Origin of the sequence: Saccharothrix coeruleofusca (assembly GCF_017876325.1) — a bacterium.
GTDB lineage: Bacteria > Actinomycetota > Actinomycetes > Mycobacteriales > Pseudonocardiaceae > Actinosynnema > Actinosynnema coeruleofuscum.
Map to the genome: position 1 here is coordinate 3,717,585 of NZ_JAGINV010000001.1, position 25,058 is coordinate 3,742,642.

The window sequence follows — 25,058 nt, forward strand, 5'->3', positions numbered from 1 at the left end:
GCGGTGGAGGCAGTGGCGTTCGTGCGCCCGCTGGACGAGGTCGGGCTGGGCGACGTGGCCGAGGTCGGCCACAAGTCGGCCGTGCTGGGGGAGTTGAGCGCGGCCGGGCTGCCGGTGCCGCCGGGCTGGGTGCTCACGGCGGACGCGCTGGACCGGGCGCTGGCCGCCGGGCCGGTGGACCGGCGCGACGGGCCGGAGCTGCCCGACGACGTGGCGGGCGCCCTCGCCGCCATCGCCGAGGAGCTGGGTGAGCGGCCGGTGGCGGTGCGCTCGTCGGCGACCGACGAGGACCTGGTGGGCACGTCCTACGCGGGCCAGTACGAGTCCGTGCTCGGCGTGCGGGGTCCGACCGCGCTGGGCGCGGCGGTGCGCGCGTGCTGGGCGTCGGCGTTCACCGACCGGGTCGCGGTCTACGAGGGCGCGCGTGGCGACGGCGCGGGCCGCCGCCGGATGGGCGTGCTGATCCAGCGCATGCTCCGCGCCGAGGCCGCGGGGGTGGCCTTCAGCGCCGATCCGGTCACCGGGCGGCGCGACCAGGTGCGGATCAGCGCGGTGCGCGGCCTCGGCGACCGGCTGGCCGCCGGGCAGAGCGACGCCGAGGAGTGGTCGGTAGTCGACGACATGGCCACCCTGGTGACCGGGGCGCGGGACGCGCTCACGCCCGCGCGGGCGCTGCTGGTGGCCGAGCTGGCCCGGCACGTCGAGCAGCGCTTCGGCCGCCCGCAGGACATCGAGTGGGCCTTCGCCGACGGGCGGCTGTGGCTGCTGCAGGCCAGGCCGATCACCGCGCTGCCGGACCCGCCGCCGAGGCCAGCGGACAGGCCGGTCCAGCCGCCGCCGGGGTTCTGGCGGCGGTCCAACTACGCGGCCCGGCCGCTGTCGCCGATGGCCAGGTCGACGGTGCTGCGCGGCCAGGCGGACAACCTGCGCCACCTGCTGGCCTACAGCCTCGGCCAGTCGCTGGAGCTGCGCGAGATCGGCGGTTGGCTGTACTCGCGGTTCGCCATGCCCGACGGGCCCGCGGGGTTCGCCGCCAAGCTGAACCAGGTCATGGCCGCGGTGCGGGCCGACGAGCCCGCCGGGACCGTGCGGCGCTGGCACGCCGACTGGCTGCCCCGGCTGGGCGGCGCGCTGGAGCGGGAACGCGACGAGGTCGACCCCGCCGCGCTGGACGACGACCAGCTGCGGGCGCACCTGACCCGGCTGCTGGAGCTGGCGCACGAGGCGTCCGAGGCGCACTTCCGGATCGGCGGCGCGGGCATGCTCGCGCTGGGCGAGCTGGGCCTGGCCTGCGCCGAGCTGCTCGGCTGGGACACCCCGAGCACCCTGGTCCTGCTGACCGGGTTGCCGGGGCGGACCACCGAGCCGTCGCACCGGCTGGCCGAGCTGGTCCGGCTGGCCGAGGGCGAGCCCGCGCTGCGGGCGCTGCTGGCCGACGACCGCACGCCCAGCCGGTCGGCGCTGGCCGCCGCGAGCCCGGCGTTCGCCGAGGCGTTCGACCGCTACCTGCGGGACTGCGCGCTGCGCGCGGCGGGGCTGGACATCGCCAACCCGACGATGGCCGAGACGCCCGAACTGGTGCTGGCGCTGGTGCGCGGCAGGCTCGACCAGGGCTTCGACCCGGCCGAGGACGCCTTGCAGCTGGTGCGGCAGCGGGCCGGGGCGGTCGCGCGGGCACGGGCCGAGCTGGCCCGCACCCCCGAGCACCTGCCCCGGTTCAACCGGGCGCTGCGGCGCGCCCAGGCCGCGTACCCGCTGCGCGACGACAGCGGCAACCTGGCCAAGCTGGCCGCCGCGCTGATCCGCCGGGCGGTGCTGGTGGTGGGCGACCGGCTGGTCGCGCGGGGTCTGCTCGACCGCGTCGACGAGGTGTTCCTGCTGGAGCTGCCCGAGGCGCTGGCCGCGCTGGCGGGCGGTGAGCGGCCGGACGGGATCGTCCGCGCGCGGGCCGCCGAGCTGGCCTGGGCGCAGGCCAACCCCGGCCCACCGAGCTACGGCCGCCCGCCCGAGGGCCCCGGCGGACCGCCCGCCGCCGTGCTGGAGATGCTGCCCGAGGACGCGCGCCTGGTCGTGCGGGCCGGGATGTGGGTGTGGCGGGAGGCCGCCGAGAACCTGGCCAAGCACGAGGCGCACGACGGCGGGTCGGGTTCTGCCGTGCGCGGCATCCCCGCCTCGGCGGGTCGCTACACCGGTCCGGTCCGGGTGATCGTCGACGAGTCCGGGTTCGGCGCCCTGCGTCCCGGCGACGTGCTGGTGTGCCCGCAGACCACCGCCGAGTGGTCGGTGCTGTTCCCCAACATCGGCGCGCTGGTCACGGATCAGGGCGGGCTGCTGTCGCACCCCGCGATCATCGCGCGCGAGTACCGGGTGCCCGCCGTGGTGGCCACCGGGGACGCGACGCGGCTGCTCACCGACGACCAGGTCGTCACCGTCGACGGCGGCGCCGGAGTCGTCGAACCCGTCACCGGCCCGCGGTGACGTCCTCCACTAGCGAACGGGAACCCCTCACGATGACCACAACCGACCAGAAACCCGGCCCGGCGGCGCTGCTGGACCTGGGCACCTCGTTCTGGGCCGCCAAGGTGCTGCTCACCGCGGTCGAGATCGACCTGTTCTCGCTGCTGGCCCGAGGCCCGCTGGACGCGGCGGGCATCGCCGAGCGGCTGGGCCTGCACCCGCGCGCGGTGCCCGACTTCCTGGGCGCGCTGCGCGCCGAGGGGCTGCTCGTCGAGCAGGACGGCGAGTACCGCAACAGCGCCGCCGCGGACATCTACCTGGACAAGGCGAAACCCAGCTACGTCGGCGGATTCCTGACGATGGTGAACTGGCAGTACCACGGCTGGGGCAAGCTCGGTGATCTGCTGCGCACCGGGCGGATGCAGAACGAGCGCGCCGCGGACTTCGCCTCCTTCTACGCCAACCCCGAGGTGCTGGCCCGGTTCATGGCCGCGATGGACGGGGCGAGCCGGGCCATCGGCCCCGCCCTGGCGCACGCGGTGGACTGGAGCGAGCACGCCTCGGTGGTCGACCTCGGCGGCGCGCGCGGCAACCTGGCCGCCGAGCTGGCCAAGGCGCACCCGCACCTGGCGGCGGGCTGCTTCGACCTGCCGCCCATCGAACCGCTGTTCGTCGAGCACATGGAGCGGCTGAAGCTGACCGGCCGGGTGCGGTTCCACGGCGGCGACTTCTTCACCGACGAACTGCCGCCCGCCGAGGCCTACGTCGTCGGGCACGTCATGCACGACTGGGACGCCGAGCACAACCGGCTGCTGGCCCGCCGGGCGTTCGAGGCGCTGCCGCCGGGCGGCAGCCTGATGGTCTACGACGCGATGATCGACCCCGAACGCCCGGAGACCGCGCGCAACCACCTGCTGAGCCTGAACATGCAGCTGCTGACCGCCGGTGGCGCGGAGTACCCGGTGCGGGACTACCTGTCGTGGTTGCGGGAGGCGGGCTTCACCGACGTCAGCGCCACCCCGCTGACCGCCTCCGACACCCTGGTGCGGGGTCGCAAACCCGTCCGCTGACGCGCACGACGACGCGGCCGCCCCCTCGTGTCCGGGAGGGGGCGGCCGCACGCTGGTCAGCGGGGCTGCGAGGGGTCGAGCAGGAACAGCGGCTGGCCGTACTCGACAGCCTCGCCGTCCTCCGCCAGCACCCGCACCACGCGGCCGGGCTCCCCCGCCTCGACCCGGTTCATCAGCTTCATCGCCTCGACGATGCCCACCTGCTGCCCGGCCGCCACCTCGTCCCCGACCGCCGCGAACGGCGCGGCTCCCGGCTGGGGGCCGCGGTAGAACGTGCCGACCAGCGGCGAGCACACCCGCACCAGGCCGGCGTCCTGATCGGCGTCCTGCTCGGGTCGCGCCGGTGGCGCGGCCGACGGCGGCGCGGCGCCGGGCACCCGCCCCCAGTCGACCTCGATCCGGGCCTCGCCGAGCGAGACGCTGATGCGCCTGGGCGGCACCGGCGCCCCGCGCGCCACCTCCGCGACCACCCTGGACAGCTCGGCGAGCACCGACGGGTCGTCCGGTGGCGCGGCGGGCGGCGGGGCGGCGGGCGGCGGGGCGGTGACCGTCCCGGCGTCCCCGTTCGCCGATGTGCGCAGCGCGTCGATCATGCCCGTTCCCCTTCGTCGTGGGCTCGCGGGTCCTGGTCCGGCAAGCCGAACCGGCGCAGCCGCGCCATTCGCGAGCGGATCAGCTCATCGGCCGTGCGGGTGCGCAGGTCGCGCAGCGCGCACACCACCGCCCGGCGCACGTTCTCACTGGTGGCCGCCGGGTCCAGGTGCGCGCCGCCGTTCGGCTCCGGCACCACCCCGTCGGCGACGCCGCTGCGCACCAGCCACCCCACGTCGATGCGCAGCGCCTCCGCGGCGGCGTGGGCGTGCTCGGCGGAGCGCCACAGGATCGCCGCGCACCCCTCGGGGCTGATCACCGAGTAGAAGGCGTTGGCGCACACCAGCAGCCGGTCCGCCACGGCCAGCGCGAGCGCGCCCCCGCTGCCGCCCTCGCCGGTCAGCACGGTCACCACCGGCACCGGCGCGGTCGCCATCAGCCGCAGGTTCTCCGCGATGGCCACCGCCTGACCCGACCGCTCGGCCTCGACGCCGGGGTGCGCGCCGGGGGTGTCCACGACGGTCACCACCGGCAGCCCCAGCTTGGCCGCCAACCGCACCAGCCGCGCCGCCTTGCGGAACCCCGCGGGTGAGGCCATGCCGAACCGGCGGGCCACCAGTTCCCCGGTGTCGTGCCCCTTCTGGTGCCCGATCACCACCACCGGCAGGCCGTCGAGCCTGCCGACGCCGCCGACGACCGCCGGGCAGTCGGCGCCCGCGCGGTCGCCGTGCAGCTCCACGAAGCCGTCGAGCCAGTACCCGATGTGGTCCAGCGCGGTGGGCCTGCGCCGATCGCGCGCGGTGGCCACCACGTCGTGGACGGGTGCCCGGTCCAGCAGGTCCGGGTCGCGCACCACCGGGTCGGTCACGTCCGCACCCCACGCCGGGTCGACGGGTCCGGTCGCGGCGAGCAGCGCGCCCAGCGTGGCGCGCAGCTCGCCGCGGGGGCACACGACGTCCACCAAGCCGTGCTCCAGCAGGAATTCCGCGGTCTGGAACCCCTCCGGCAACCGCTGGCGGATGGTCTGCTCGACCACCCTGGGGCCGGCGAAGCCCATCCGCGCGCCCGGCTCGACCAGCACGACGTCGGCGAGCGCGGCGAAGGACGCGGCCACGCCGCCGTAGGTCGGGTCGGTGGCCAGCGTGATCGTGAGCAGCCCGGCGCGGTCGAGGCGGGCCATCGCCGCGCTGGTCCTGGCCATCTGCATCAGCGACAGCACCCCCTCCTGCATGCGCGCCCCGCCGGAGGCGGTGACCAGCAGCAGGGGTACCCGGTCGGCCAGCGCCGCCTCCGCGGCGGTGACGACCGCCTCGCCCTCGGCGACGCCGAGGCTGCCGCCGAGGAAGGCGAAGTCCATCACCGCGGCGACCACCGCGTGCCCCTCGACGCGGCCGCGCAGCACGCGCACGGCGGCGTTCGCGCCGGTCCGCTCCCGCGCTCGGGCCAACCGCTCGGCAAACGGTTTCCGGTCGACGAACCCCAGCGGGTCGTCCGGAGTGGACCGCACCGGCACGGCGGTGGTGCTGCCTTCGTCGAACAGCTGCGCGATGCGCTGCCCGGCGTCCAGCCGCTCGTGCGCGCCGCACTCCCTGCACACCCGCAGCGAGCGCAGGTGCCGCTTGCGGTAGAGCAGGCCGCGGCAGCGCGGGCAGACCAGCCAGTCGCCTTCGGGCGCGGCGAGCAGCCCGCTGCTCATCGCGGGCGCGCGGCGCCCGCCGCCGCTTCCACCTTCCCCTTGATCAGGCGCAGCTGCTCGGGGCTGTTGGCGTCCAGCCGCCGCGCCATGGCCGCGTCGTCCAGCGGCGCGCCCGGCTTCATCTCGAAGTCCTGCACCCAGCGCAGCAGCACCCCGCCGCTGTCCGGCAGGTACTCCCAGAAGATCGACATGTACTTGAACGGACCGGTCTCCACGCGGTGCGCCCGCACCGTGCGGGTGGCGGCGTCCGGGGTGCGCTCGGACACCCAGGACCACACCCGGCCCTGCTCGTCGGGGTGCATCACCAGCCGGAACCGGACGGTGTCGCCGCGCCGCTCCAGCACCTCGGCGGAGGCGTACTCGTCGAACAGCCCCGGCCACGCCTCGACGTCGTTGGTCATGTCCCAGACCAGCTCCATCGGCGCGGCGATGACGATGGAGTTCTCGGTGTGCCCCGCCACGCCCTCACCCCCTGCCCTCGGCCAGCCGGGCGTTGATCAGCTGCACCGCCAGCGCGGGGGTGCGCAGCTCCACGACGACCTCCTCGGGCAGCGGCACGCCGTACTCGCGCTTGACGTGGCCCGCCAGCTCCAGCACGGCCAGCGAGTCGTAGCCCAGGTCGTCGAACTCGACGTCGGCGATGTCGCCGTCCAGGTCGACGCCCTCCTCGACACCGACGCTGACGCGCATGATCCGGCGCAGGTCGTCCAGGGTGAACGCGCGCGGCACGGCCTCGTCGGGAGGGGTGCCGGGTGTTGTGGTGGTCATGCGGTCGAGGGTGGCAGCGGGCCGTGGGAGGGTCGTCCAGTCGCGTTCGAGCCGTCCTCGAGCAACCCTCTGGTGGCTGGAGCGCGCACGGCCAGCAGCAGGCGCTGCGTCCCGACCAGCGCGAACTCCAGCTCCACCGGGGCGGCGCCGACGCGGGCCAGCCGCCGGGAGCGGGCGGCCAGCTCGGTGACCTCGACCAGCGCCAGCACCGGCGCGGCCACCAGCCCTGGGGGCACCCGGACGCTGTGGGTGCCCCCGGAGGCGGCCACCGTCGCGGTGTACTTGTCGGCGATGGCGCACCCCTCCAGGTGCAGCGGCTCGCCCGCGAAGGAGAACCGGTCGAAGTGCAGGGGCGTGCCCAGCGGCTCGGCCAGGCCCCAGCACAGCCGCACGTCCACCCGGTGGCGCGCCTCCACCAGCACCAGCGCCGTGGCCGCCGCGGGTCGGAAGTGCTGCACGGCGAGCACGAGCCGCTGGCGTGCCGCGTCGCCCGCGCCCCTCCGGCGGGCCGCGGCGGTGATCTCGGCGACCGCCTCGGCCAGCCCGGCCGGGTCGATGTTGTTCCACACCGGCTCGACGACCTGGTCCGGCCGGTCCGGCCGGACCAGCCAGCTGCGGATGGACACCGGGCACCCGGTGAGCGCACCCCACCGCGTGGCGGGCACGGCACCGGGCCCCCACGGCGGTCTGCCCGACGTGCCGACCGGGACGCTGAGCACCACGGTCTCCGGGACGGGTGTGCGTCCCGCGGCGGCGGCCAGCACCGCCACCTGGTTCCCCACCAGCTTCTGGTCCAGGCACCGCGGGTCGTCCAACCCCAGCCGCAGCACCCCCTGCTCGGGCGGGCGCCACCGTGCGCCCAGCCCTCGGGCGCGGTGCGCCGGTCGCATCGCTCCACCCCCTCCGCCCGCGACTGCCGGACACCGGGTTCCTGCCGGTCGGGGCGGCGCCGACCGGGTCACCGGTCAGATCGCGACCGCGCGCCGCAGCACGCCGCGATCCTCCACGTTCAGCGCGAGGTTCGGACCGAAGACCGGCGGCCCGGCTTCCGCGTCCGCCTCCAGCAGGTCGACGACCCGGCGGATCACCGGGTGGCACCGGTAGCGGAACGCGCCGTGCGCCGGTGCCTCCGACGGCTGCTCCACCTCCAGCAGGCCGAACTCCACCAGCTCGTCCAGCAGCGCCTCGGCGTCGGCCTCGCCCAGGCGGATGGCCGCCGCCAGGTCGCCGGGCACGATCCGGCCGTCGACCAGGGACACCCAGCGCAGCGCGACCCTGGCCGCCGCGGGCAGCAGCTCGGTGGTCCGCGCGACGCTGGCCAGCAGGTCCAGCTCCGGCGGGCCGGGTTCCAGCAGCAGTTGCGGCGCGGCGCCCACCCGGTGCACCAGCCTGCGCACCGACCAGTGCGGTCTCAGCTCCAGCCACCACAGGGCCGCGCGCAGCGCCAGCGGCAGCCCGCCGCACATCGTGACCAGCTGGACGGCCGCGTCGGCCTCGGCGGCGACCCGCCGCCTGCCCAGGACGCTGACCATCAGCTCCAGCGCCTCCATCGCGTCCAGCGGGGCCAGCCGGACCGTGCGCATGATCGACGGGTCGGTGAGCCGACGCCGGGCCACCACCAGCGCCGCGCAGCCGAGGCCGATCGGCAGCAGCGGGCGCAGCTGGTCGTCGGAGACCACGTCGTCGAGCACCACGAGCACCCGCTGGTCGGCCGTCCAGCTCCGGAACGCCCGCACCCGCTCCTGCACCGACGCGGTCGCGGGCACGGCTCGGCCGCAGGAGGACAGGAAGTCGCCGAGGACGTCGACGGGATCGGCGGGCCTGCCCGCCGGGGTGACCAACCGGGCGTAGAGCTGGCCGTCCGGGAACTCCGCCCTGAGCTGGTGCGCCAGGCGCACGGCCAGCACGGACTTGCCCACGCCCGGCGGGCCGACCACGACCGCGACGCCGGGCGCGCGGCGGCCGGGCGCGGTCAGCGCCGCGCACAGCGCGGACACCTGCGCCTCGCGGCCCACCAGCACCGGCGAGGCGGGGGGCAGCTGGCAGGGCAGTTCCGGCGGTTTCTCCACGTGCGCGGCCGGGCGGGCGCGTGGCGCGGTGGCCTCGGGCGCGGCCAGGTCCAGCGCCGGGTCGCCGGTCATGATGGCGTGGTGCAGCCTGCGCAGCTCCGGGCACGGCTCGACGGCCAGCTCGGCCCGCAGCACGGCGCGGGCGTCCTGGTAGACCTGGAGCGCTTCGGATCGCCTGCCCGCCCGGTACAGCGCCAGCATCAGCTTGCTCTGGTACCCCTCGTTGGTGGCCTGCTCGGCCAGTGCCGCCCGCAGCTCGCCGATCACCTCGTGGTGCCTGCCCAGCTGGAGTTCGATGTCGAACCGCTGCTCCCGCACGCTGCGGGCGAACTCGGCCAGACCCACCGCCTCGGCCTGCAGGACCGGGCCGAACCGGATGTCGGCCAGCACCGGACCGCGCCACAGCCGCAGCGCGTCCCGCAACGTCGTGGCGGCGGCCTCCAGCGAACCCCGCTCGGCCTCCGCCCGGCCGCGTTCGACCAGCGCGCGGAACTGGTCGACGTCGAGCGAACCGGCGGGCAGTTCGAGCAGGTACCCGCCGCGGGTGGTGTGCAGCGCGACCTCGCGACCCGCTTCGCCCGCGCTCGCCCCGGTCAACCGCAGCGAGCGGCGCAACTGGTAGACGTAGGTCTGCAGGGTGGTCGTCGCGGTGAGCGGCGGCCGGTCCTCCCACAGCTCGTCGACTATCTGGTCGGTGCGCACCACACCGGCGTTGAGCGCGAGCAGCGCCAGCAGCTGGCGGAGCTTCGGCGCGGTCGGCGTGATATCCACACCTCCCCTGGACACGTGGAACGTACCGAGAACTCGAACGTGCACCGGACACCCCCAAACGCCTTCGGCGACGGACGGCGCACCGGGCGCGTCAGCAGAAACGCGATCACCGTGGTGCGCCGCAGGCTCGCGAGATCATCCTCCGCGAAACATTCCTCCCCCCGGCGCAGCGCGGAACACTTCGCGATCGGGTCATCATGTTTTATTCGGGGGCGCATTTCAAGCAGGTTGGACCGTTCGGACGCAACAGCGGCGACACCGGTCGGATGGCCCGGATAATGCGTTGTCAATGCATTTCACACAATGATCCGCTCACCCGCGCGGGCCACCGGGGCGAGTGGCCAGCGCCAGCATCGCGGGCAGGTCGGCGAGCTTGGCCACCGCGCGGCCCTGCCGCGCGCCGAGCCGTTCCTCCTCCCGCTCGATGCGCCGCCAGCCCTCCCAGGTCACGACGGGAACCCCGCGCCGGGACAGCAGCGCCGTGACCGAACCGGGGTCGCGGTCGGGCGCCCGCCGCAGACCGGGCAGGTCGGCCAGCAGCGACGCGGCGGTTTCCCCCGCGTCGGCCTTGTTGGTGCCGATGACACCGGTGGCGCCCCGCTTGAGCCAGCCCGCGACGTACACGCCGGGCAGCACGCCGCGCTCGGGGTCCACGACGCGGCCCGCCACGTGCGGCACGGTGCCCGCGTCCCGGTCGAACGGCAGCCCCGGCAGGGGGACGGCGCCGTAGCCGACCGCGTGCAGCACGCCCTGCACCGGCAGCAGCTCCTCCCGCTCACCGCGCACCACCAGGCCGGACACCCGGTCGGGGCCGAGCAGTCGGACCGGGCGGCGCCGGAAGCGCAGCCACACCCGGCGGTCCCGCCCCTCCGGCGCCCGCCGCGCCCACTCGCACAGGATGTCCACGTTCGCGCGGTCGGCGCGGGAGCCGTCCGCCGCCTCGGCCAGCGCGCCCGCCACGTCCTCGGCCGCCACCAGCACGTCGACCCCCGGCAGCTCGCCGAGTTCGCGCAGCTCGGCGGGGGTGAACCTGACCTGCGCGGGACCGCGCCGGGCGACCAGGTGCACGTCGGTGACCGCGCTCGCGCGCAACGCCGCGAGCACGTGGTCGGGCAGGTCCGTCCCGGCCAGCGACGCGGGGTCCTTGACCAGCAGCCGGACCACGTCGAGCGCGACGTTGCCCGCGCCGATCACGGCCACCCGCCGCGACGCGAGCAGCGGCGACAGGTCCGGCGCGTCGGGGTGGCCGCTGTACCAGGACACGAAGTCGCCCGCGGGCGCGCTGCCGGGCAGGTCCTCGCCCTCGATCCCGGCCATGCGGCCCACCGGCGCCCCGGTCGCGTACACCACGGCGTCGTAGTGCCGGGCCAGGTCCGCGGGGGTCAGGTCGACGCCGACCTCGACGTTGCCGAGGAACCGCACACCGGGCGAGGAGAACGGCCGGGACAGCACGCCCGCGACCGACTTGATCTTCGGGTGGTCCGGTGCGACCCCGTATCTGACCAGGCCGAACGGGGTCGGCAACCGCTCGGCGACGTCCACCTCGACCTCGGCCGCCGCCAAGGCGGTCGCCGCGTACAGCCCGGCCGGGCCCGCGCCCACCACGAGGACCCTGGCCGCACCGGTCACGGGGTGCCCCCGTCGTCGAAGAACGCGCGCGCCGCCTCGATCGCACCGCGCTCGCCCGCGGGCACCTCCTGCTCGGCGAAGATGGCGTCGACCGGGCACACGGGCTCGCACGCGCCGCAGTCGATGCACTCCACGGGGTCGATCAGCATCTGCTCGCCCCCGTCGTGGATGCAGTCCACCGGGCACACGTCGACGCAGGACTTGTCCTTCGTGCCGGCGCACGGGCTGGTCACGACATAGGTCATCGCTGACTCCTGGGCTCTTTGTCGGGGTGGGCGGTCGGTCAGCTCGCGGACTCGGCGCCGGAGCCGACCGGGGCGGTGCGGCCCGCCGCCTCGGCGGCCAGCTCCCGCCGGACCCGGCGCAGCCGTCGCGACCGGTAGACGCTGAAACCGACGCCCGTGCAGAAGGTGAGCAGCGGGTAGTCCATCCCGCTGAGGTACTCCACCACCGGGATCGCCATCGCGGCCACGAACAGCCAGGTGCCCTGGCTCTGCTCGACCCGCTTGACCGCGGCCCGCTCCTGCCTGGTCTCGGGCGCGCCGCGCCTGCCCCACGGCTTGGCGATGGACAGCCAGACCATGAGCAGCAGCGTGCCCAGCGTCCACCCGGTGCCCAGGTACAGCGGCGCGGGCGACCAGTCGTGCCCCGCGCGCAGGGCTTCGATCGAGCCCTCCAGCCAGCGGCCGAGGAAGATGCTGCCCAGCAGGATCGCGATCAGGGTGAGCCAGAACTTCACGGTGACCCACCAGTGCCGGAAGAACCCCCACGGCGTGAGCGCGGACAGCATGACCCCGGTGTAGGCCGCGGTGATCCCGAACGGGTCGAGGATGCCGTCCTCCAACTTCAACGCCGTCTCCAGCAGCAGTAACCGGTCATCCGGCGGCCCGTTCAGCACGCTGGTCAGCAGGGTCAGCTGGACCACGGCCATCGCGATCCACCCGACCGACGAGATCACGTGCAACCAGAGCAGCAGGGATTTGGCCTGCTTGGCGGAGAAATTACTCATGCGGGTTAGCTTGTCGACCTTCCGCGGCGCACACAACAGGCGCTTACCCGGAGACCCCCCGGAAACAACCCCTAAGGGTTGGTGAAACAAATGCGAAACATTCGCGGATGGGCATGCGAAAAGGCCGGACCGAGTCCGGCTGAATACTTAGCGCAGCTCATTTCTCAGTTCCGGAGAACAATTCCTCCGAACACCTGTTGCACGCGCACGGACCGCGGCGGCGCGGTCAGCTGCGGCGCAGCGCGCGGAGCAGGATGGCGCGCAGCGCCTCCCGGTCGGCCGGGGACAGCTCGCCCACGGCGGGGACGTTGCGCGCCAGCGCGCCGCGCAGCCGCCCCTGGAGCGCGGCACCCTCCTCGGTGAGCACGACCAACCGCACCCGCCGGTCCGCGGACAGCGTCCGCCGGTCCACCAACCCCTTGGCGCGCAGGCCCTCCACGATTCCGGTCATGTTCGAGGCGTCGTAGCGCGTCCGGGCGGCCAGCTCGCGCATGGAGGCCGAGCCCTCGATCCGCAGCAGGGTGCGGGCCTGGGCCATCGACACGCCCATCTCGGCGCTGACCGCCACGAACCGGTCCTTGAGGTGCTCGGTCAGCTCCAGCAGCAGGCCGACGGTCTCCACCACCGGGTCGACGCGGCCGCCGTCGGCCACGGGGAAGGCTCCGCCGGTCATGCGAACAGGCTAACCGGGTCGTCGCGGGCCCGACCCGGCCGGTCACGAGCCCCCGCCGACGGCGGCCCTGACCTCGTCGCCATCCCTGGCCACCTCGTAGACCCGCCGCTCCAGCACCCGCCAGTACGGGCGCATGGGCGTCGTCGTCTCCCGATGCACCGGGGCGTTCTCCCAGTCGAGGAACCGCTGCGCGCTCTCCCACCAGCTCAGCAGGATGTAGCGGTCCGGCTGCTCGTGGTCGCGCAGCAGTTCGTCCCCCAGGTGGCCGTCCACGCCCGCGACCTGCCTGGTCACCTGCGCGTAAGCGCGTTCGAAGTCCTCCGCGTGCTCAGGTGCCACCAGCGCCGTCACCATCACCCTCGCCGTCATGGCGGGGACCGTCCCACGATTACTGGTACTAGTCAACCATCATTAGCATTCGCAATCGGCACGTCCGCTCTGGCCGCCGCGGGGACGGCACTGGTCAGCAGGTCGTGCAGCGCGGCCCGTTGTGCGGCGTCCAGCCCCGCGAACAACCGGTCGTGCGCCCGCGCCACCAGTCGGTCACCGTGCGCCAACACCCGCTCGCCCGCTTCGGTCAGCCGAAGCGCGTACCGGCGGCGGTCGCCCCGATCCCGCTCCCGCGTGATGAACCCGGCCTCCTCGGCCGCGTCGGCGATGCCCATCAACGTGGTCCGGTCGACCCGCAGGACCTCGGAGACCACCTGCTGCGACACGGGTTGCCGCTCGCCGACCACGACGAGCAGCGCGTGCGAGCGCGGGGTGAGCCCGGCCTCGGCGAGCTCGCGGGACAGCAGCACCCAGCCGCGCTGGGCGAGGCGGGACATCAGGTACATCGACCACCGGGTCAGGCCCTCGGGCAGCGGGGGGCCGCTCTCGTACAGGTCCGCCTCGGCGTCCGCGCCGCCGCGGCGGCGATCTGGTCCGATCACGTTCTCCATCCGGCCATTTTCCCTCATACTGCGAGATGTGCAGCGATACTGACGAAACAGTGGCCGATCCCCGGAGGCGCGACCGTGGCGATGTCGGAGTGGAAACCGCTGGTCCCGCTGTGCGCGGGGGCGGCGATGCTGCTGCTCGACGTGACCGTGGTGAACGTCGCGCTGCCGAGTGCGGCCGCCGAACTGCGGGCCGGGTTCACCGAACTGCAGTGGACCGTCGACGTCTACGTGCTCGCGCTGGCCGCCCTCCTGCTGGGCGCGGGCTCGGCGGCCGACCGGTTCGGCAGGCGGCGGACCTACGTGGTCGGCCTGGCCGCGTTCGGCGCGGCGTCCCTGGCCTGCGGCCTGTCGCCCGCGCCGGGGGCGCTGATCGCGGCGCGGGCCGTGCAGGGCGTGGCCGCGGCGTGCCTGTTCGCCACCGCGCCCGCCCTGCTCGACCAGACCTACCGGGGACGGGCGCGGGGCTTCGCGTTCGGCGTGTGGGGCGGCGTGAGCGCCGCCGCGGCCGCCGCCGGACCGGTCGTGGGCGGCGTGCTCACGCACTACCTGGGCTGGCGGTGGATCTTCCTGGTCAACGTGCCGGTCAGCGCCGCCGCCCTGGTGCTCGCCCTGCGCCTGTTCCCCCGCTCGGCCCGCGACCCCCGGCGGCGGCTGGACCTGCTCGGCACCGGCGCGTTCGCGGTGAGCGCGGGCGCGCTGGTGTACCTGCTGATCCGGGGCGGCGCGGTCGGCTGGACCTCCACCGCCGCCCTCGTCCTGCTCGCGGTGTGCCTGCTCGCGCTGGTCGTGTTCGCCCTCGTCGAGCGGCGTCGGGCGTTCCCCGTGCTGGAGCCCGCCCTGCTGCGCCGCAAGCCGTTCCTCGGCGCGAGCGTCGCGGCGGTCGCGCTCACCGTGTCCGCCTACTCGTACCTGCTGTACGTCTCACTGCGGTTGCAGACCCACGACGGCCTCTCCGCGCTGCAGACCGGTCTGGTGCTGGCCCCGCTGGGCGTGACCGCGATGATCTCGGCGCTGCTGAGGGGCCGCTCCCCCGACCACCCGCCGCCGCGCGTGCCGATCGCGCTGGGCCTGCTGCTGATCGCCGCGGGCGCGCTGGTGATGCTGGTCGCGGGCACGTCGTGGCCCTCGGTGCTGGTCGGGACGGCGGTGACGGGCACGGGCACCGGCCTGGTGAGCCCCGTGCTGGCGGCCACCGCCATCGGCGCGGTCCCCGGCGACCGGGCGGGCATGGCCTCGGCCGTCAACGCGGCGTGCCGCCAGTTGGGCACCGCCGTGGGCATCGCCCTGTTCGGCGCGGTCTACGCCCGCCACGGCCTGCCCGTGCTGTACGCGATCAGCGCCGCCGTCGGCATCACCGGCGCGGCGGTGGTGTGGCCGCTGCTGCGCACCGCGCGGCCCGGCCGCCCGCGCACCCACCCGATTCACCCGACAGGGCCCCGTGCCCCGGAGTCGAGGAGCAGACCATGACCGACCAACCCCGATCAGCCCGCCGCCGAGGGTGGCGCGCGCTGTCCGCACCGGCCCTGTGCGCGGTGCTGGCGTTGACCGCCCCCGGCGCCGCGAGCGCCGAGCGGTTACCCCGCGCGGGCAACTTCGTGTGCCAGGCCAACATCCTCCGCCTGGCGGATCAGGTCTGGACCCAGGCCAACCCCGCGGCGAGCCCGTGCGCCGACGACTTCGAGGCCTCGGACCGCCAGGACGTCAGCTTCCTGGGCGTCTACCGCTTCCGCAGCAGCGTCATCGACGTCCGCACCGACCAGCTCCCGGACGTGCTGGGCAGCACCCCGCCCGCGGCGGGCGACATGGCCAGCTCGTCCGCGAGGCTGGCGTCCATGCGCCTGACCGGCCCCGACCTCCTCGTCGAGTTCGGCGCGGTCCACGCGGACGCGGTGGCGACCTGCGTCGCCAGCGGCGGCGCGCTGACCCCGTCCTACACCGCCCGGTCGACCGTGGCGACCCTCAGGATCAACGGGACCGAGGTGGTGGACCTGACCGGCCCGCGCACCATCCCCCTGAACGTGGGCAAGCTCCTGCTGAACCACACCGTCACCACGGCCAGCGGCATCACGAGGAGGGCGGCGGTCTGGGACACGCCCCTGTTCGACCTCATCATGGGCGAGGCGAGGGTGAGCACCAGCGGCAACCCGTGCGGCTGATGCCCGCCTGACCACCCGGTTCGGGGTGTCGGTGAGCGGATCGTGGCGATCCGCTCACCGACACCCCGCATCCCACGCGCCGCCGGTCGTGACGAGCCGGGCGATCAGCGCGTGCGTGCCCGGACCGGTCTCCACCGGCGGCAGCGGGTGCGCCGCGCGCGGAGGCGCCAGGTCGTCGGCCGTCACCGCCTGCGAACCGTGACGTCGCAGGCCCGGCTCTGGTGTCCACTTCGGACCGGGATGGCCGACGTGCGGACGACGTGCTCGACACCTGCGGCCGTCGCTCCCCCGGCGAACGCCGTGACCAGCCGCCACCCGTCCCGACCCATGCGCCGGACGCATGTGAGCGATCCGCAACTCGCGTTGGCGGTGACGTCGTCCACGGCGGACGCTGAATTCCATGACGCAGTACGAGGGCATCACCAGACGCGGGCTGCTCGGCCTGGCGGGCAGCGCCGCCGTGGCCGCCACCGCCCCGTCGGACGGCGGGAGTGCCGCGGCGCGGACCACGACCGAGGAAGTCGCCGTGCGCATGACGGTCAACGGGACGGCCACGTCGCTGACCGCCGACCCGCGCACGACGCTGTTGGACGCGCTACGGGATCGGATGCGGTTGACCGGCACCAAGAAAGGCTGCGACCGCGGCCAGTGCGGCGCGTGCACCGTGCACGTCGACGGGCGGCGGGTCGTCTCCTGCCTGACCCTGCTGGCCTCGGTGGACGGTGCGACCGTGACCACGATCGAGGGGCTGGCCGACGGCGACCGGCTGCACCCGCTCCAGCGGGCGTTCATCGACCACGACGGCCTCCAGTGCGGGTTCTGCACCCCTGGGCAGATCATGTCCGCGGCCGCGGTCATCGCCGAAGGAGGCGCCCGGACCGACTCGGAGATCCGCGAGCAGATGTCGGGCAACATCTGCCGGTGCAGCGCCTACCCCGGTATCGCGGCCGCGATCCGCCAGGCGCGGGCGGAGATGCGCTGATGCGCGAGTTCCGGTTCGACCGCCCCGCCGACGTCGGCGACGCCGTGCGGCGCTCGGGTTCCGACACCGCGTTCCTCGCGGGCGGCACCACGCTCGTGGACCTGATGAAGCTCGAAGTCATGAGCCCCCGGCACGTCCTGGACATCAACCGCCTGCCGCTGCGCGGGATCGACGCGACCGGCGGCGGTCTGCGGATCGGGGCGCTGGAGCGGATGAGCGACGTGGCGGCGGACCCCCACGTCCGCCGCGGCTACCCGGTGCTGAGCCGGGCGCTGGAGCTGAGCGCCTCCGGCCAGCTGCGCAACATGGCCAGCATCGGCGGGAACCTGCTGCAGCGCACGCGGTGCGGCTACTTCCGCGACGTGAGCACGCCCTGCAACAAGCGGCAGCCGGGCAGCGGCTGCCCGGCGGTCGAGGGCGAGAACCGGACGCACGCCGTGCTGGGCACCAGCGACTCGTGCGTGGCCACCCACCCCAGCGACCTGGCGGTGGCGCTGGTCGCCCTCGACGCCAAGGTGCGGCTGCGGGGCCGGGACGGCACGCGCACCGTCGACCTGCGCGACTTCTACCCGCTGCCCGGTGACACCCCCCACCTCGAACACGACCTGCGGCCCGGTGAACTGGTCACCGAGGTGGTCGTCCCGCCTCTGGACTGGGCCACGCGCTCGACCTACCTGAAGATCCGGGACCGGCAGTCCTACGAGTTCGCGCTCTCCTCGGCGGCGGTGGCGGTCCGGCGCGTCGGCGACACCATCGTCGAGGCACGCGTGGCGGTCGGCGGCATGGGCACCCGGCCGTGGCGGCTGCCCGCGGTCGAGAAGGCGCTGGCGGGCCGCCGCGCCGGGGAGGACACCTACGCGACGGCCGCTGCCGCCGCGGTGGAGGGGGCTCGACCGTTGCGGCACAACGCCTTCAAGCCCGAGCTGATGAAGCGCACCCTGATCCGCGCTCTGCTGGAACTGGAGCAGCCCCGATGACCCCCTCCCCCATCGGACGCCGGACCGACCGCGTCGACGGTCCCGCGAAGGTCACCGGCAGCGCGCCGTACGCCGCCGACTACCGCCCCGAGGGCCTGGTCCACGCCCACCTCGTCCAGGCCACCGTCGGCCGCGGCGAGGTCCGCGGCATGGACGTGTCCCGCGCCGAAGCCGCCCCCGGCGTCATCGCCGTCTTCACGCCGTTTCGCCCGCTGCCGCTCAACCCCCCGAGTCCCCAGCACAGCGGCGAGAACTACAGCGCGTTGCAGGACACCGCTGTGCGCTTCCGCGGCCAGATCATCGGCCTGGTCGTGGCGGACACCGCCGAGCGGGCCAGGGACGCGGCCGCGCTGGTCACGGCGGACTACGCGGTCACACCGCCGCGGACCTCGTTGGCCGACGCGGGCCCCGGTGTGCCGCAGGGCCTCGTGCAGAAGCTGGCGCCGGGGACGCCCTCCATCGACGCCGCGCTGGCGTCGAGCCCGGTGACCGTCACCACCTCGGTCAGCCAGCACGCCCAGCACCACATCGCGATGGAGCCCCACGCCACGACCGCGGTGTGGGTGGACGACCAGCTCACCGTCTACACCGGAGCGCAGGCGCCGCAGCAGGCCGCCGCGACGATCGCCGCCCGCCTCGGTGTCGAGCCGGGCAAGGTCCGGCTGATCTGCCGGTACACCGGTGGTGGCTTCGGCCAGCGCTCGCCGGTGTGGAACGAGGCGCTGCTGTGCGCCGCGGCCGCCCGCGAACTCGGCAGGCCGGTGAAGCTGGTGCTCAGCCGCGAACAGGTGTTCACCGCCATCGGCCACCGGGGAGCCGTCCGGCAGACGATCCGGCTCGGGGCCGATGCCGACGGCAGGCTCCGCGCGCTCAGCCACGACAGCGACGGGGAGCTGCCCGCGGCCGGTGGCTGGCGGATGATGCCCGGCCGCGAGACCTCCGCCGTGATGTACCGCACGCCGAACATCCGGATCGACCAGCGGCTGGTCACCCTGGACACCCCGCCGACCTGGTCGATGCGGGCGCCCGCCGAGGCGCCCGGCATGTTCGCGCTGGAAACCGCGATGGACGAGCTCGCCGCGCGCACCGGGGTGGACCCGGTGGAGCTGCGGCTGCGCAACTACGCGACGGAGGACCCGGTCGAGGGACGCCGCTTCTCCAGCAAGCACCTCGACGAGTGCTACCGGGTCGGGGCCCAGCGGTTCGGCTGGGACCGGCGCTCGGCGCGCCCCCGGTCCCGGACCGACGGCGACTGGCTGATCGGCATGGGCATGGCCAGCGCGGTCTACATCGCGTGGCGGCAGCCCGCCTCGGCGCGGGCGCGGTTCCTCGACGACGGTCGCGTCGCCGTCGGCTCGGGCACGTCCGACCCCGGCACCGGAGCCTCCACCGTGCTGGCGGTGGTCGCGGCGGACGAGCTGGAGCTGCCGGTCGGCTCCATCACGGCCGAGGTCGGCGATTCCGCGCTCCCACCCGGCGGCGTCGGCGCGTACGGCTCCAGTGTCACCACGAGCACGGTGCCCGCGGTGCAGGCCGCGTGCCGGGCCGCCGTCGAAGCGCTCGTCCGGTCTGCCGTGGACAACCCGCGCTCGCCGTTCGCGGGTCTCGATCCCGCGAGTGTGCGCTACCGGCGGGGCCGGGTCGAGGCGCGCGGCCGGTCGGTCGACTTCCCCACCCTGCTGCGGGCCATGGGGCTGCCGCACGTCGAGGCGGTCGGCACCGCCGCCCCGGACCAGAGCGCCTCCCGGTACCGGTTCCACTGCTTCGGCGCCCACTTCTGCGAGGTCCGGGTCCACCGGCTGACCGGGGAGCCCCGCGTCAACCGGTTCACGTCGGTGTTCGACGTGGGACGGGTGGTCAACGCCAAGGCGGCCCGCGGCCAGCTCGTGGGCTCGATCATCTGGGGCATCGGGCACGCCCTGCTGGAGGCCGACCCGATCGAGCCGGACGGCAGGTTCGCCGCGGCGAGCATGGCGGACTACCTCGTCCCGGTGCACGCCGACACACCGGAGATCGACGTGCACTGGCTGGACCGCCCCGACCCGCACATCAGCGAGTCCGGGGTCCGCGGGCTGGGCGAGATAGGCATGATCTCGGCCGCGGCGGCGATCGGCAACGCGGTGTACAACGCGACCGGCGTCCGCGTCCACGACCTGCCGATCACGCTCGACAAGCTGCTGTGAGGCCGTGCGCGGCCGCGGAGCCGACCCGCCGGTCACCCGGAGGTCAGCTCCGCGGCCGCGGCCCGGACCACCTCGCGCAGCCAGGCGTGCATCGGGTCGGAGTCCAGGCGCGCGTGCCAGGCCATCCCGTACGGGAAGGCGTCGAACTCCTCCGGGGCCTCGACCAGCCGGACTCCCGGATGGGCGGCCACCCGCAGCTCCGCCAGCCGTCGCGGGATCGTCGCCACGAGGGTGGTGCCGGGCAGCGGGGCGAACGCCGAGCCGAAGTCCGCCACCCGCACCGCCGCCACCCTGGTGCGGCCCAGCTCCTCCAACCACCGGTCGATCATCGGTTGTCCCCGCTGGATCAGGGCGACGACCACGTGGCGGGCCGCGGTGTAGTCGGCCAGCGAGAAGCGCTCCCGCACCGGGTGGTCGCGGTCCACCGCACAGACCACGTCGTCGGTGAACAGCTGCTCCCACCGCAGCGGGGAGGTCGGGCGGAGCACGGACAGGGCGATGTCGGCCCGACCCCGCTCCAAGGCCGCGAACGCGTCCCCGTCCTTGTGCTGGACGCGGACTTCCAGCTCGGGGGCGGCCAGGAACAGCCGGGGCAGCAGGTGCGGCCCCAGCGTCGAGGTGGTGTAGTCGGTGCCGATGATCCGCACGACACCGGTCGCCGTGGCGGGGTCGAAGCCCCGGCCCGCGAGGAGTCTCTCCAGGCGCGGCAGGAGCAGGACCAGCTCGCGCTGCACCTCCCGCGCCCTCGGGGTCAGCTCGTACTCGCCGCCGGACCGGACCAGCAGCTCGTCGCCGAACAACGCGCGCAACCGCTGCAACGTCCGGCTCATCGAGGACTGGCTCAGGTGGAACCGGCCCGCCGCCCGCGTCACGTTCCTCTCCTCGAGCATGATGGAAAGAGCGCGCAGTTCGTGCAACAGCCCGAGGTCACCGTGCGACATGGGCACAGTATGCAGCGCGCTCGCGTGCACGACCCGCGCCCCGGAGCGGCAGACGTGCCACGGCGCTCCGTCCGCGCAGCCGCCACGATCGCGGTTCGCCGAAGCCGGAACCGGGTTGGGCGGTGAGATCCGACCTGCCTGCGCGTGTCGACGGCGGGAGGAGGAGGGCCCTCCCGCTGCCCCACGAATCAGCACAGCGCAGATCAGGGACAGAGCCCTGACCCGAACGCGGTTGACGCCTCAGGTCCAACGCGGTGTGGGCAGGCGGCGGGACGCGGTGGCGCGCCCCAGTGCCGCGGCGAGCAGCACGACAGCCGCTGCCGCCGCGACCGTGAGCCCCAACGGCAGCACCGTCCAGCGGGCTTCGCTGCCCGCGACCATCGCGACCGCACCCGCCCCTCCTATGGCGACACCGAAGACCACGCCGATCGCGGCCGTCGCGCCCGCCTGCCACGACGCCACGGCGCGGACGATCCCCGGCTGCGCGCCGACCGCCGCGAGCACCGCGAAGTCGTCCTTGAGCTGATTGGTCGACAGGCCGATGCCCATGGCGATGATCACCAGGCAGAACACGACCAGCAGGGGCACGATCAAGCGGTTGATCAGGTTCACCACCCGCGGTCGAGAGTCGCCGCGCTCCACCAGGAGCTTGCCCGACAGCACACGCCCCTCCGCGCCTTCGAGCAGAGTCGCCCGCGCCTGGTCCTCGGCCGCTTCGCTGGGCAGCGCCGAGGACCGGAACAGGTAGGAGTAGCTCTGGCTCAGCGGTTCCAGGTTGCGAGCGCGCGCGACCTGCTCGGTCACCAGCAGCAAGGGTGCGCGGCGGAACTTCCGATCGGCCACCACGAGCGCGGGCATCCGGACGTCCACCTCGGTGAACGTCGGTGGTGTGCTCGCGTTCCCCGGTGTGCGCGGGAGCGAGCCCTTGAGCAGGACCGAGCCGTCGGACACCAGGCCGGGGTTCAGCGCCAGCGCCGAACCCGTGGTGAACGCGCGCCGCTCGGCATCGCTGAGCGGCCTGCCGAGCAGTTCATCGGCCTCGTCCTCGGCCACGACCGCGGTGAGCGGGCTGAACGCGCCCAGCGCGGCGGAGGAGATCTGCACCGGACTGGGCGTCGCCCCCTCCGGCACGCTGAGCGCGGCCTCCCGGAACGCGATGGCGCCGGGGGCTCCGAGCTGTTCCGCCGCGCGGCCGAGGACGTCCGGTGCGACCGGCGCGCGGGTGGTGAACACCGCCGCGTTCTCCGGGGCGTCCGGCACGTACGGCTTGTAGTCCGGATTGGCGGCCATCCCGGTGAGGTAGAACGTCATCGTCGTGGCAACGGCGATCATCGAGGCGATGGCGGTCGCCAGCGCTGCGGTGCGGCTGGGGGCGAGCGCGGTGTCGCGGATGGCGAGCCGCGCGGGCAGTCGCATCCCCCGCCCCACCACCAGCAGGCGCGGCAGCAGCACGGTGAGCAGCAGTCCGCCGCCGAAGACGCCGAGCAGCACGCCCAGCGGCGCGAAGGTCTCCCGACGGACCAGCAGGCCGAACACCATCGAGGTGACGCCAACCGCCAGCAGCCCTCCTCCGACGAGGATCAGGCCGCGCCGTGACCTCCCGATGACGGACTCCCGGCCGTGCAGGGCCTCGGCGGGGTTCCGCGTCGCGGAGGACCGGCTCACCAGCGCCGCGCTCAGCACCGTGGCGGCCACCGCCAGCAGGACCACCTGCCCCAACAGTCCGGTCGGGACGGTCAGCTGCTCCCACCTGGTTTTGGTGGCCTGCTCCAGGGTGCCGCGCAGCAGGAGCGCGGCCAGTACGCCGCCCGCGACTCCGATGGCGGCGGCGATCACGCCGATGACCAGGCCGTGCGCGCAGGCGATGCCGAAGCGCTGGCGCGGTCCGGCGCCGCTGAGGGCGAGCAGGGCGTAGAAGCGGCGCTGCCGCCTGGCCGTCGTGGCGAACACCGCGGCGACGATCAGCGTGATCTCCAGCAGCGAACCGAGGAAGACGCCGAAGAACAGGCTGCGGTTGCTCGGTTGGGACTCCAGCAGCACCATGCGCTTGTTGACGACGGTGAGCGTGCCGACGGTGCCCGGCGGCGGTGCCTGCGGTCCGATCTTCACCAGCCACGACAGGGTCGGTGACGCTTCCCGCTCCGCCGTCAGCGGTCCGACGAGTTCGCCGGAGTCGGGCAGCACGGCGAACGCCGCCTCGATGTCCCTCGGGTCGAACTGGACGCCGCTGACCACGAGCGGCCGATCCACCCCCGCGACGGTCACCCGGTCCCCCACCGAGACGGCCAGCCGTCGGGCGGTGGCCTCGGACAACGCCACCTCGTCCGCGGAGGCGGGACGCTTGCCGGACAGCAGTCGGTAGAGCGGTTCGGTCAGCGGGCTCGCGGTGTCGTGCAGGTGGATCGTCGTCGGGACCTCGCGGTCTCCGGCCCGTGTCGTCGAGCTGACCTTCACCAGGGCTGCGACTTGTGAATCCGGTCCGAACTCAGTGGTGATGTCGGCACGCGAGCGGGCCACTCCCTCGGCGAACGGCTCCGGCGCCTCGACCAGCACCCGGACATCCGCGCCGCCCAGTTCACGTGCGATCCTGCTCTCGGGACTCGCGATCGCCGACGCGTCGGCGGTGAGGTAGGCGGTGATGCCCAGGACCGGCAAGGTGATCAGGATCAGCACCAACAAGGAGGACGAGCGCTGGGCCGCCATCTCCCGACGGGCCAGGCGGCTGGCGAGCACCAGGAATCTCATCGGACCGTTCCCGCCCTGGCGACGCCGATGTGCTCGATCCGACCGTCCCGCAAGTGGATCGTGCGGTGCGCTCTTGCCGCGACCGAGGGGTCGTGCGTGACGACGATGCCCGCCGCGCCATCGGCCACTCGCCGCGCCATGACGTCCAGGACCCCGGATGCGGTGTGCGAATCGAGCGCGCCGGTCGGCTCGTCGGCGAGCAGCACCCGCCTGCCGCCGCCGAGCGCCCGCGCGAGGGCGACGCGCTGCTGCTGCCCACCCGACATCTGGTCGGGGAAGCGCCGGGCCAAGTCGCCGACCCCGACGGCGCGCAACGCCTCCTCGGCCTCCGACACGGCCTTGCGGTAGGACATCCCGTTCAACTCGGCGGGTAGCGCCACGTTCTCGACCGCGGTGAGCGTGCGGATCAGGTTGTAGTTCTGGAACACGAATCCGATGTGCTGCCGACGGTGCCGGTAGAGGGCTTCCTCGGACAACCCGGCCAGTTCCGCGCCTGCCACGGTGACCGAACCGGCGTCCGGTCGTTCGAGTCCGCCCACGACCAGCAGCAGGGTGGATTTTCCGGAACCACTCGGCCCCATCACCGCGACTAACTCACCGCGGTGCACGTCGAAACCAACGTCCTCCACGGCCGTGACCTTCGTTATTCCACTGCCGTACGAGCGCCGCACCCCGTGCAGCCTGACAAGTGGAGCCGCAGAATCCGTCAAGTCGGCACACCGCCTTTTTCCCGGCTACGGCGTGATCGCCGTCGTTTCACCGCCACCGTAGCGTGTTCGTGAAGCTCCATACCGCCTCGACCGTCGGCGAATGGACCTGGAATTCACCCCGGCTCGGACTGCTCGGGGACGTTCGGCGGGCCCGTCCGAGGTCGGACGAGCCCGCCCACGCGCTCACATCGCCCTGTCCTGCCGCCCCGCCGTTTCAGGCCGGGGCAGCGTCAGCTGGCTTCGGTGGTCACCGTGTGCATGTCCCACCAGAACGTGCAGCCGCCCGTCCACAGGTTCATGTTCGTACCCGCGACCCAGTCGGAGTACTGGTCCGGACCACCGTTGCACCAGCCGTGCAGCCGCATGACGGACCCGCCCGTCGTGGTGCAGCCCCAGCCGTGCCCTCGGTCCGCGTCGATGATCTCAAGGTTCGAGCAGCCACCCCCGAGAGCGTCGACCTCACCTGCGCTCGCGACCGCGTTGAACGACAGCAGCCCGCCCGTCACGACGGCCAGCGCCGCCGTCGTCTGCGCGAGCTTCACCCACTTGCCCTGCATCGACATTCCATCCCCCTCACTCGATTTCGAATCACGTGGAATTCCCCTCGCCGAAGCGGCGGGCCAATCCCACGGCTGCTACGACCTCCGGCCGCTCCACCAGCATGAGGTCCGGACCGTAAGAAAATCTTTC

The 25,058-nt window shown here is 74.1% G+C and carries 24 protein-coding genes; 7 read left to right on the forward strand and 17 right to left on the reverse strand.

The features are described from left to right. Window positions 1-3: 3 nt before the first annotated feature. Both JOF41_RS16790 and JOF41_RS16795 read left to right on the forward strand, forming a co-directional pair. Window positions 4-2,478 carry a PEP/pyruvate-binding domain-containing protein gene (locus tag JOF41_RS16790; protein WP_209620085.1) on the forward strand — a complete coding sequence of 825 codons (2,475 nt, stop codon included), beginning with the start codon at window positions 4-6 and terminating at the stop codon, window positions 2,476-2,478. Between the two features lie 32 nt (window positions 2,479-2,510). Next, entirely contained in the window at window positions 2,511-3,527 is a 1,017-nt protein-coding gene (locus JOF41_RS16795; protein WP_189225173.1) for a methyltransferase, read from the forward strand. Window positions 3,528-3,583: 56 nt separating this feature from the next. Here the strand turns inward: JOF41_RS16795 and accB are convergent, their stop codons facing one another. From accB to JOF41_RS16855, 12 genes are all read right to left on the reverse strand, one after another. Beyond that, window positions 3,584-4,120 carry an acetyl-CoA carboxylase biotin carboxyl carrier protein gene (gene accB / locus JOF41_RS16800; RefSeq protein ID WP_244989604.1) on the reverse strand — a complete coding sequence of 179 codons (537 nt, stop codon included), beginning with the start codon at window positions 4,118-4,120 and terminating at the stop codon, window positions 3,584-3,586. Next, window positions 4,117-5,814 carry an acetyl-CoA carboxylase, carboxyltransferase subunit beta gene (accD, locus tag JOF41_RS16805; RefSeq protein ID WP_209620088.1) on the reverse strand — a complete coding sequence of 566 codons (1,698 nt, stop codon included), beginning with the start codon at window positions 5,812-5,814 and terminating at the stop codon, window positions 4,117-4,119. Before accD ends, accB begins: the two co-directional genes overlap by 4 nt. Then, window positions 5,811-6,275 carry an SRPBCC family protein gene (locus tag JOF41_RS16810; protein ID WP_189225171.1) on the reverse strand — a complete coding sequence of 155 codons (465 nt, stop codon included), beginning with the start codon at window positions 6,273-6,275 and terminating at the stop codon, window positions 5,811-5,813. The genes accD and JOF41_RS16810 overlap by 4 nt, the downstream gene beginning before the upstream one ends. A gap of 4 nt (window positions 6,276-6,279) precedes the next feature. Further along, entirely contained in the window at window positions 6,280-6,582 is a 303-nt protein-coding gene (locus JOF41_RS16815) for an acyl carrier protein (RefSeq protein ID WP_189225170.1), read from the reverse strand. After that, on the reverse strand, window positions 6,579-7,472 hold the full coding sequence (locus JOF41_RS16820) for a hypothetical protein (RefSeq protein WP_209620090.1): 894 nt from the start codon (window positions 7,470-7,472) through the stop codon (window positions 6,579-6,581). The genes JOF41_RS16815 and JOF41_RS16820 overlap by 4 nt, the downstream gene beginning before the upstream one ends. Before the next feature lie 75 nt (window positions 7,473-7,547). Further along, a complete protein-coding gene (locus JOF41_RS38295) occupies window positions 7,548-9,422 on the reverse strand; it encodes an AfsR/SARP family transcriptional regulator (RefSeq protein WP_209620093.1) in 1,875 nt (624 codons plus the stop codon). Between the two features lie 312 nt (window positions 9,423-9,734). Next, window positions 9,735-11,051, reverse strand: a complete 1,317-nt coding sequence (locus JOF41_RS16830) for an FAD-dependent oxidoreductase (protein WP_307867438.1) — start codon at window positions 11,049-11,051, stop codon at window positions 9,735-9,737. After that, complete coding sequence (locus JOF41_RS16835; RefSeq protein ID WP_209620095.1) at window positions 11,048-11,296, reverse strand: ferredoxin family protein; 249 nt, start codon at window positions 11,294-11,296, stop codon at window positions 11,048-11,050. The genes JOF41_RS16830 and JOF41_RS16835 overlap by 4 nt, the downstream gene beginning before the upstream one ends. Before the next feature lie 38 nt (window positions 11,297-11,334). Then, window positions 11,335-12,060 carry a hypothetical protein gene (locus JOF41_RS16840; RefSeq protein WP_209620098.1) on the reverse strand — a complete coding sequence of 242 codons (726 nt, stop codon included), beginning with the start codon at window positions 12,058-12,060 and terminating at the stop codon, window positions 11,335-11,337. A 226-nt stretch (window positions 12,061-12,286) separates the two neighbouring features. Continuing rightward, window positions 12,287-12,733: a MarR family winged helix-turn-helix transcriptional regulator gene (locus tag JOF41_RS16845; RefSeq protein WP_189225165.1), complete on the reverse strand. Its 447-nt coding sequence runs from the start codon at window positions 12,731-12,733 to the stop codon at window positions 12,287-12,289. A gap of 42 nt (window positions 12,734-12,775) precedes the next feature. Beyond that, window positions 12,776-13,102, reverse strand: coding sequence for an antibiotic biosynthesis monooxygenase family protein (locus tag JOF41_RS16850; protein WP_189225164.1), 327 nt, complete (start codon window positions 13,100-13,102; stop codon window positions 12,776-12,778). A gap of 32 nt (window positions 13,103-13,134) precedes the next feature. After that, a complete protein-coding gene (locus JOF41_RS16855; protein WP_189225163.1) occupies window positions 13,135-13,674 on the reverse strand; it encodes a MarR family winged helix-turn-helix transcriptional regulator in 540 nt (179 codons plus the stop codon). Window positions 13,675-13,755: 81 nt separating this feature from the next. Here JOF41_RS16855 and JOF41_RS16860 point away from each other — a divergent pair, with 81 nt between their 5' ends. Both JOF41_RS16860 and JOF41_RS16865 read left to right on the forward strand, forming a co-directional pair. Further along, a complete protein-coding gene (locus JOF41_RS16860; RefSeq protein WP_189225162.1) occupies window positions 13,756-15,141 on the forward strand; it encodes an MFS transporter in 1,386 nt (461 codons plus the stop codon). Then, complete coding sequence (locus JOF41_RS16865; RefSeq protein WP_189225161.1) at window positions 15,138-15,830, forward strand: choice-of-anchor P family protein; 693 nt, start codon at window positions 15,138-15,140, stop codon at window positions 15,828-15,830. Before JOF41_RS16860 ends, JOF41_RS16865 begins: the two co-directional genes overlap by 4 nt. Before the next feature lie 54 nt (window positions 15,831-15,884). Here the strand turns inward: JOF41_RS16865 and JOF41_RS37815 are convergent, their stop codons facing one another. Further along, entirely contained in the window at window positions 15,885-16,016 is a 132-nt protein-coding gene (locus JOF41_RS37815; protein ID WP_276515693.1) for a hypothetical protein, read from the reverse strand. Between the two features lie 346 nt (window positions 16,017-16,362). Between JOF41_RS37815 and JOF41_RS16870 the strand changes: the two genes are divergently transcribed. The 3 genes from JOF41_RS16870 to JOF41_RS16880 are packed head-to-tail and all read left to right on the forward strand — an operon-like array spanning window position 16,363 to window position 19,972. Further along, on the forward strand, window positions 16,363-16,812 hold the full coding sequence (locus JOF41_RS16870; RefSeq protein WP_209624259.1) for a (2Fe-2S)-binding protein: 450 nt from the start codon (window positions 16,363-16,365) through the stop codon (window positions 16,810-16,812). Next, window positions 16,812-17,789 carry an FAD binding domain-containing protein gene (locus JOF41_RS16875; protein WP_189225159.1) on the forward strand — a complete coding sequence of 326 codons (978 nt, stop codon included), beginning with the start codon at window positions 16,812-16,814 and terminating at the stop codon, window positions 17,787-17,789. Before JOF41_RS16870 ends, JOF41_RS16875 begins: the two co-directional genes overlap by 1 nt. Next, complete coding sequence (locus tag JOF41_RS16880) at window positions 17,786-19,972, forward strand: xanthine dehydrogenase family protein molybdopterin-binding subunit (RefSeq protein ID WP_209620105.1); 2,187 nt, start codon at window positions 17,786-17,788, stop codon at window positions 19,970-19,972. Before JOF41_RS16875 ends, JOF41_RS16880 begins: the two co-directional genes overlap by 4 nt. A gap of 32 nt (window positions 19,973-20,004) precedes the next feature. Here JOF41_RS16880 and JOF41_RS16885 read toward each other — a convergent pair whose 3' ends face one another. The 4 genes from JOF41_RS16885 to JOF41_RS16900 all read right to left on the reverse strand — a co-directional run bounded on the left by JOF41_RS16885 (window position 20,005) and on the right by JOF41_RS16900 (window position 24,931). Next, entirely contained in the window at window positions 20,005-20,913 is a 909-nt protein-coding gene (locus JOF41_RS16885; protein ID WP_189225157.1) for a LysR family transcriptional regulator, read from the reverse strand. 240 nt (window positions 20,914-21,153) lie between these two features. After that, window positions 21,154-23,658: an ABC transporter permease gene (locus JOF41_RS16890; RefSeq protein ID WP_209620108.1), complete on the reverse strand. Its 2,505-nt coding sequence runs from the start codon at window positions 23,656-23,658 to the stop codon at window positions 21,154-21,156. Next, entirely contained in the window at window positions 23,655-24,287 is a 633-nt protein-coding gene (locus JOF41_RS16895; protein WP_307867439.1) for an ABC transporter ATP-binding protein, read from the reverse strand. Before JOF41_RS16895 ends, JOF41_RS16890 begins: the two co-directional genes overlap by 4 nt. 311 nt (window positions 24,288-24,598) lie before the next feature. Continuing rightward, window positions 24,599-24,931, reverse strand: a complete 333-nt coding sequence (locus tag JOF41_RS16900) for a hypothetical protein (RefSeq protein WP_189225154.1) — start codon at window positions 24,929-24,931, stop codon at window positions 24,599-24,601. Window positions 24,932-25,058: the final 127 nt, after the last annotated feature.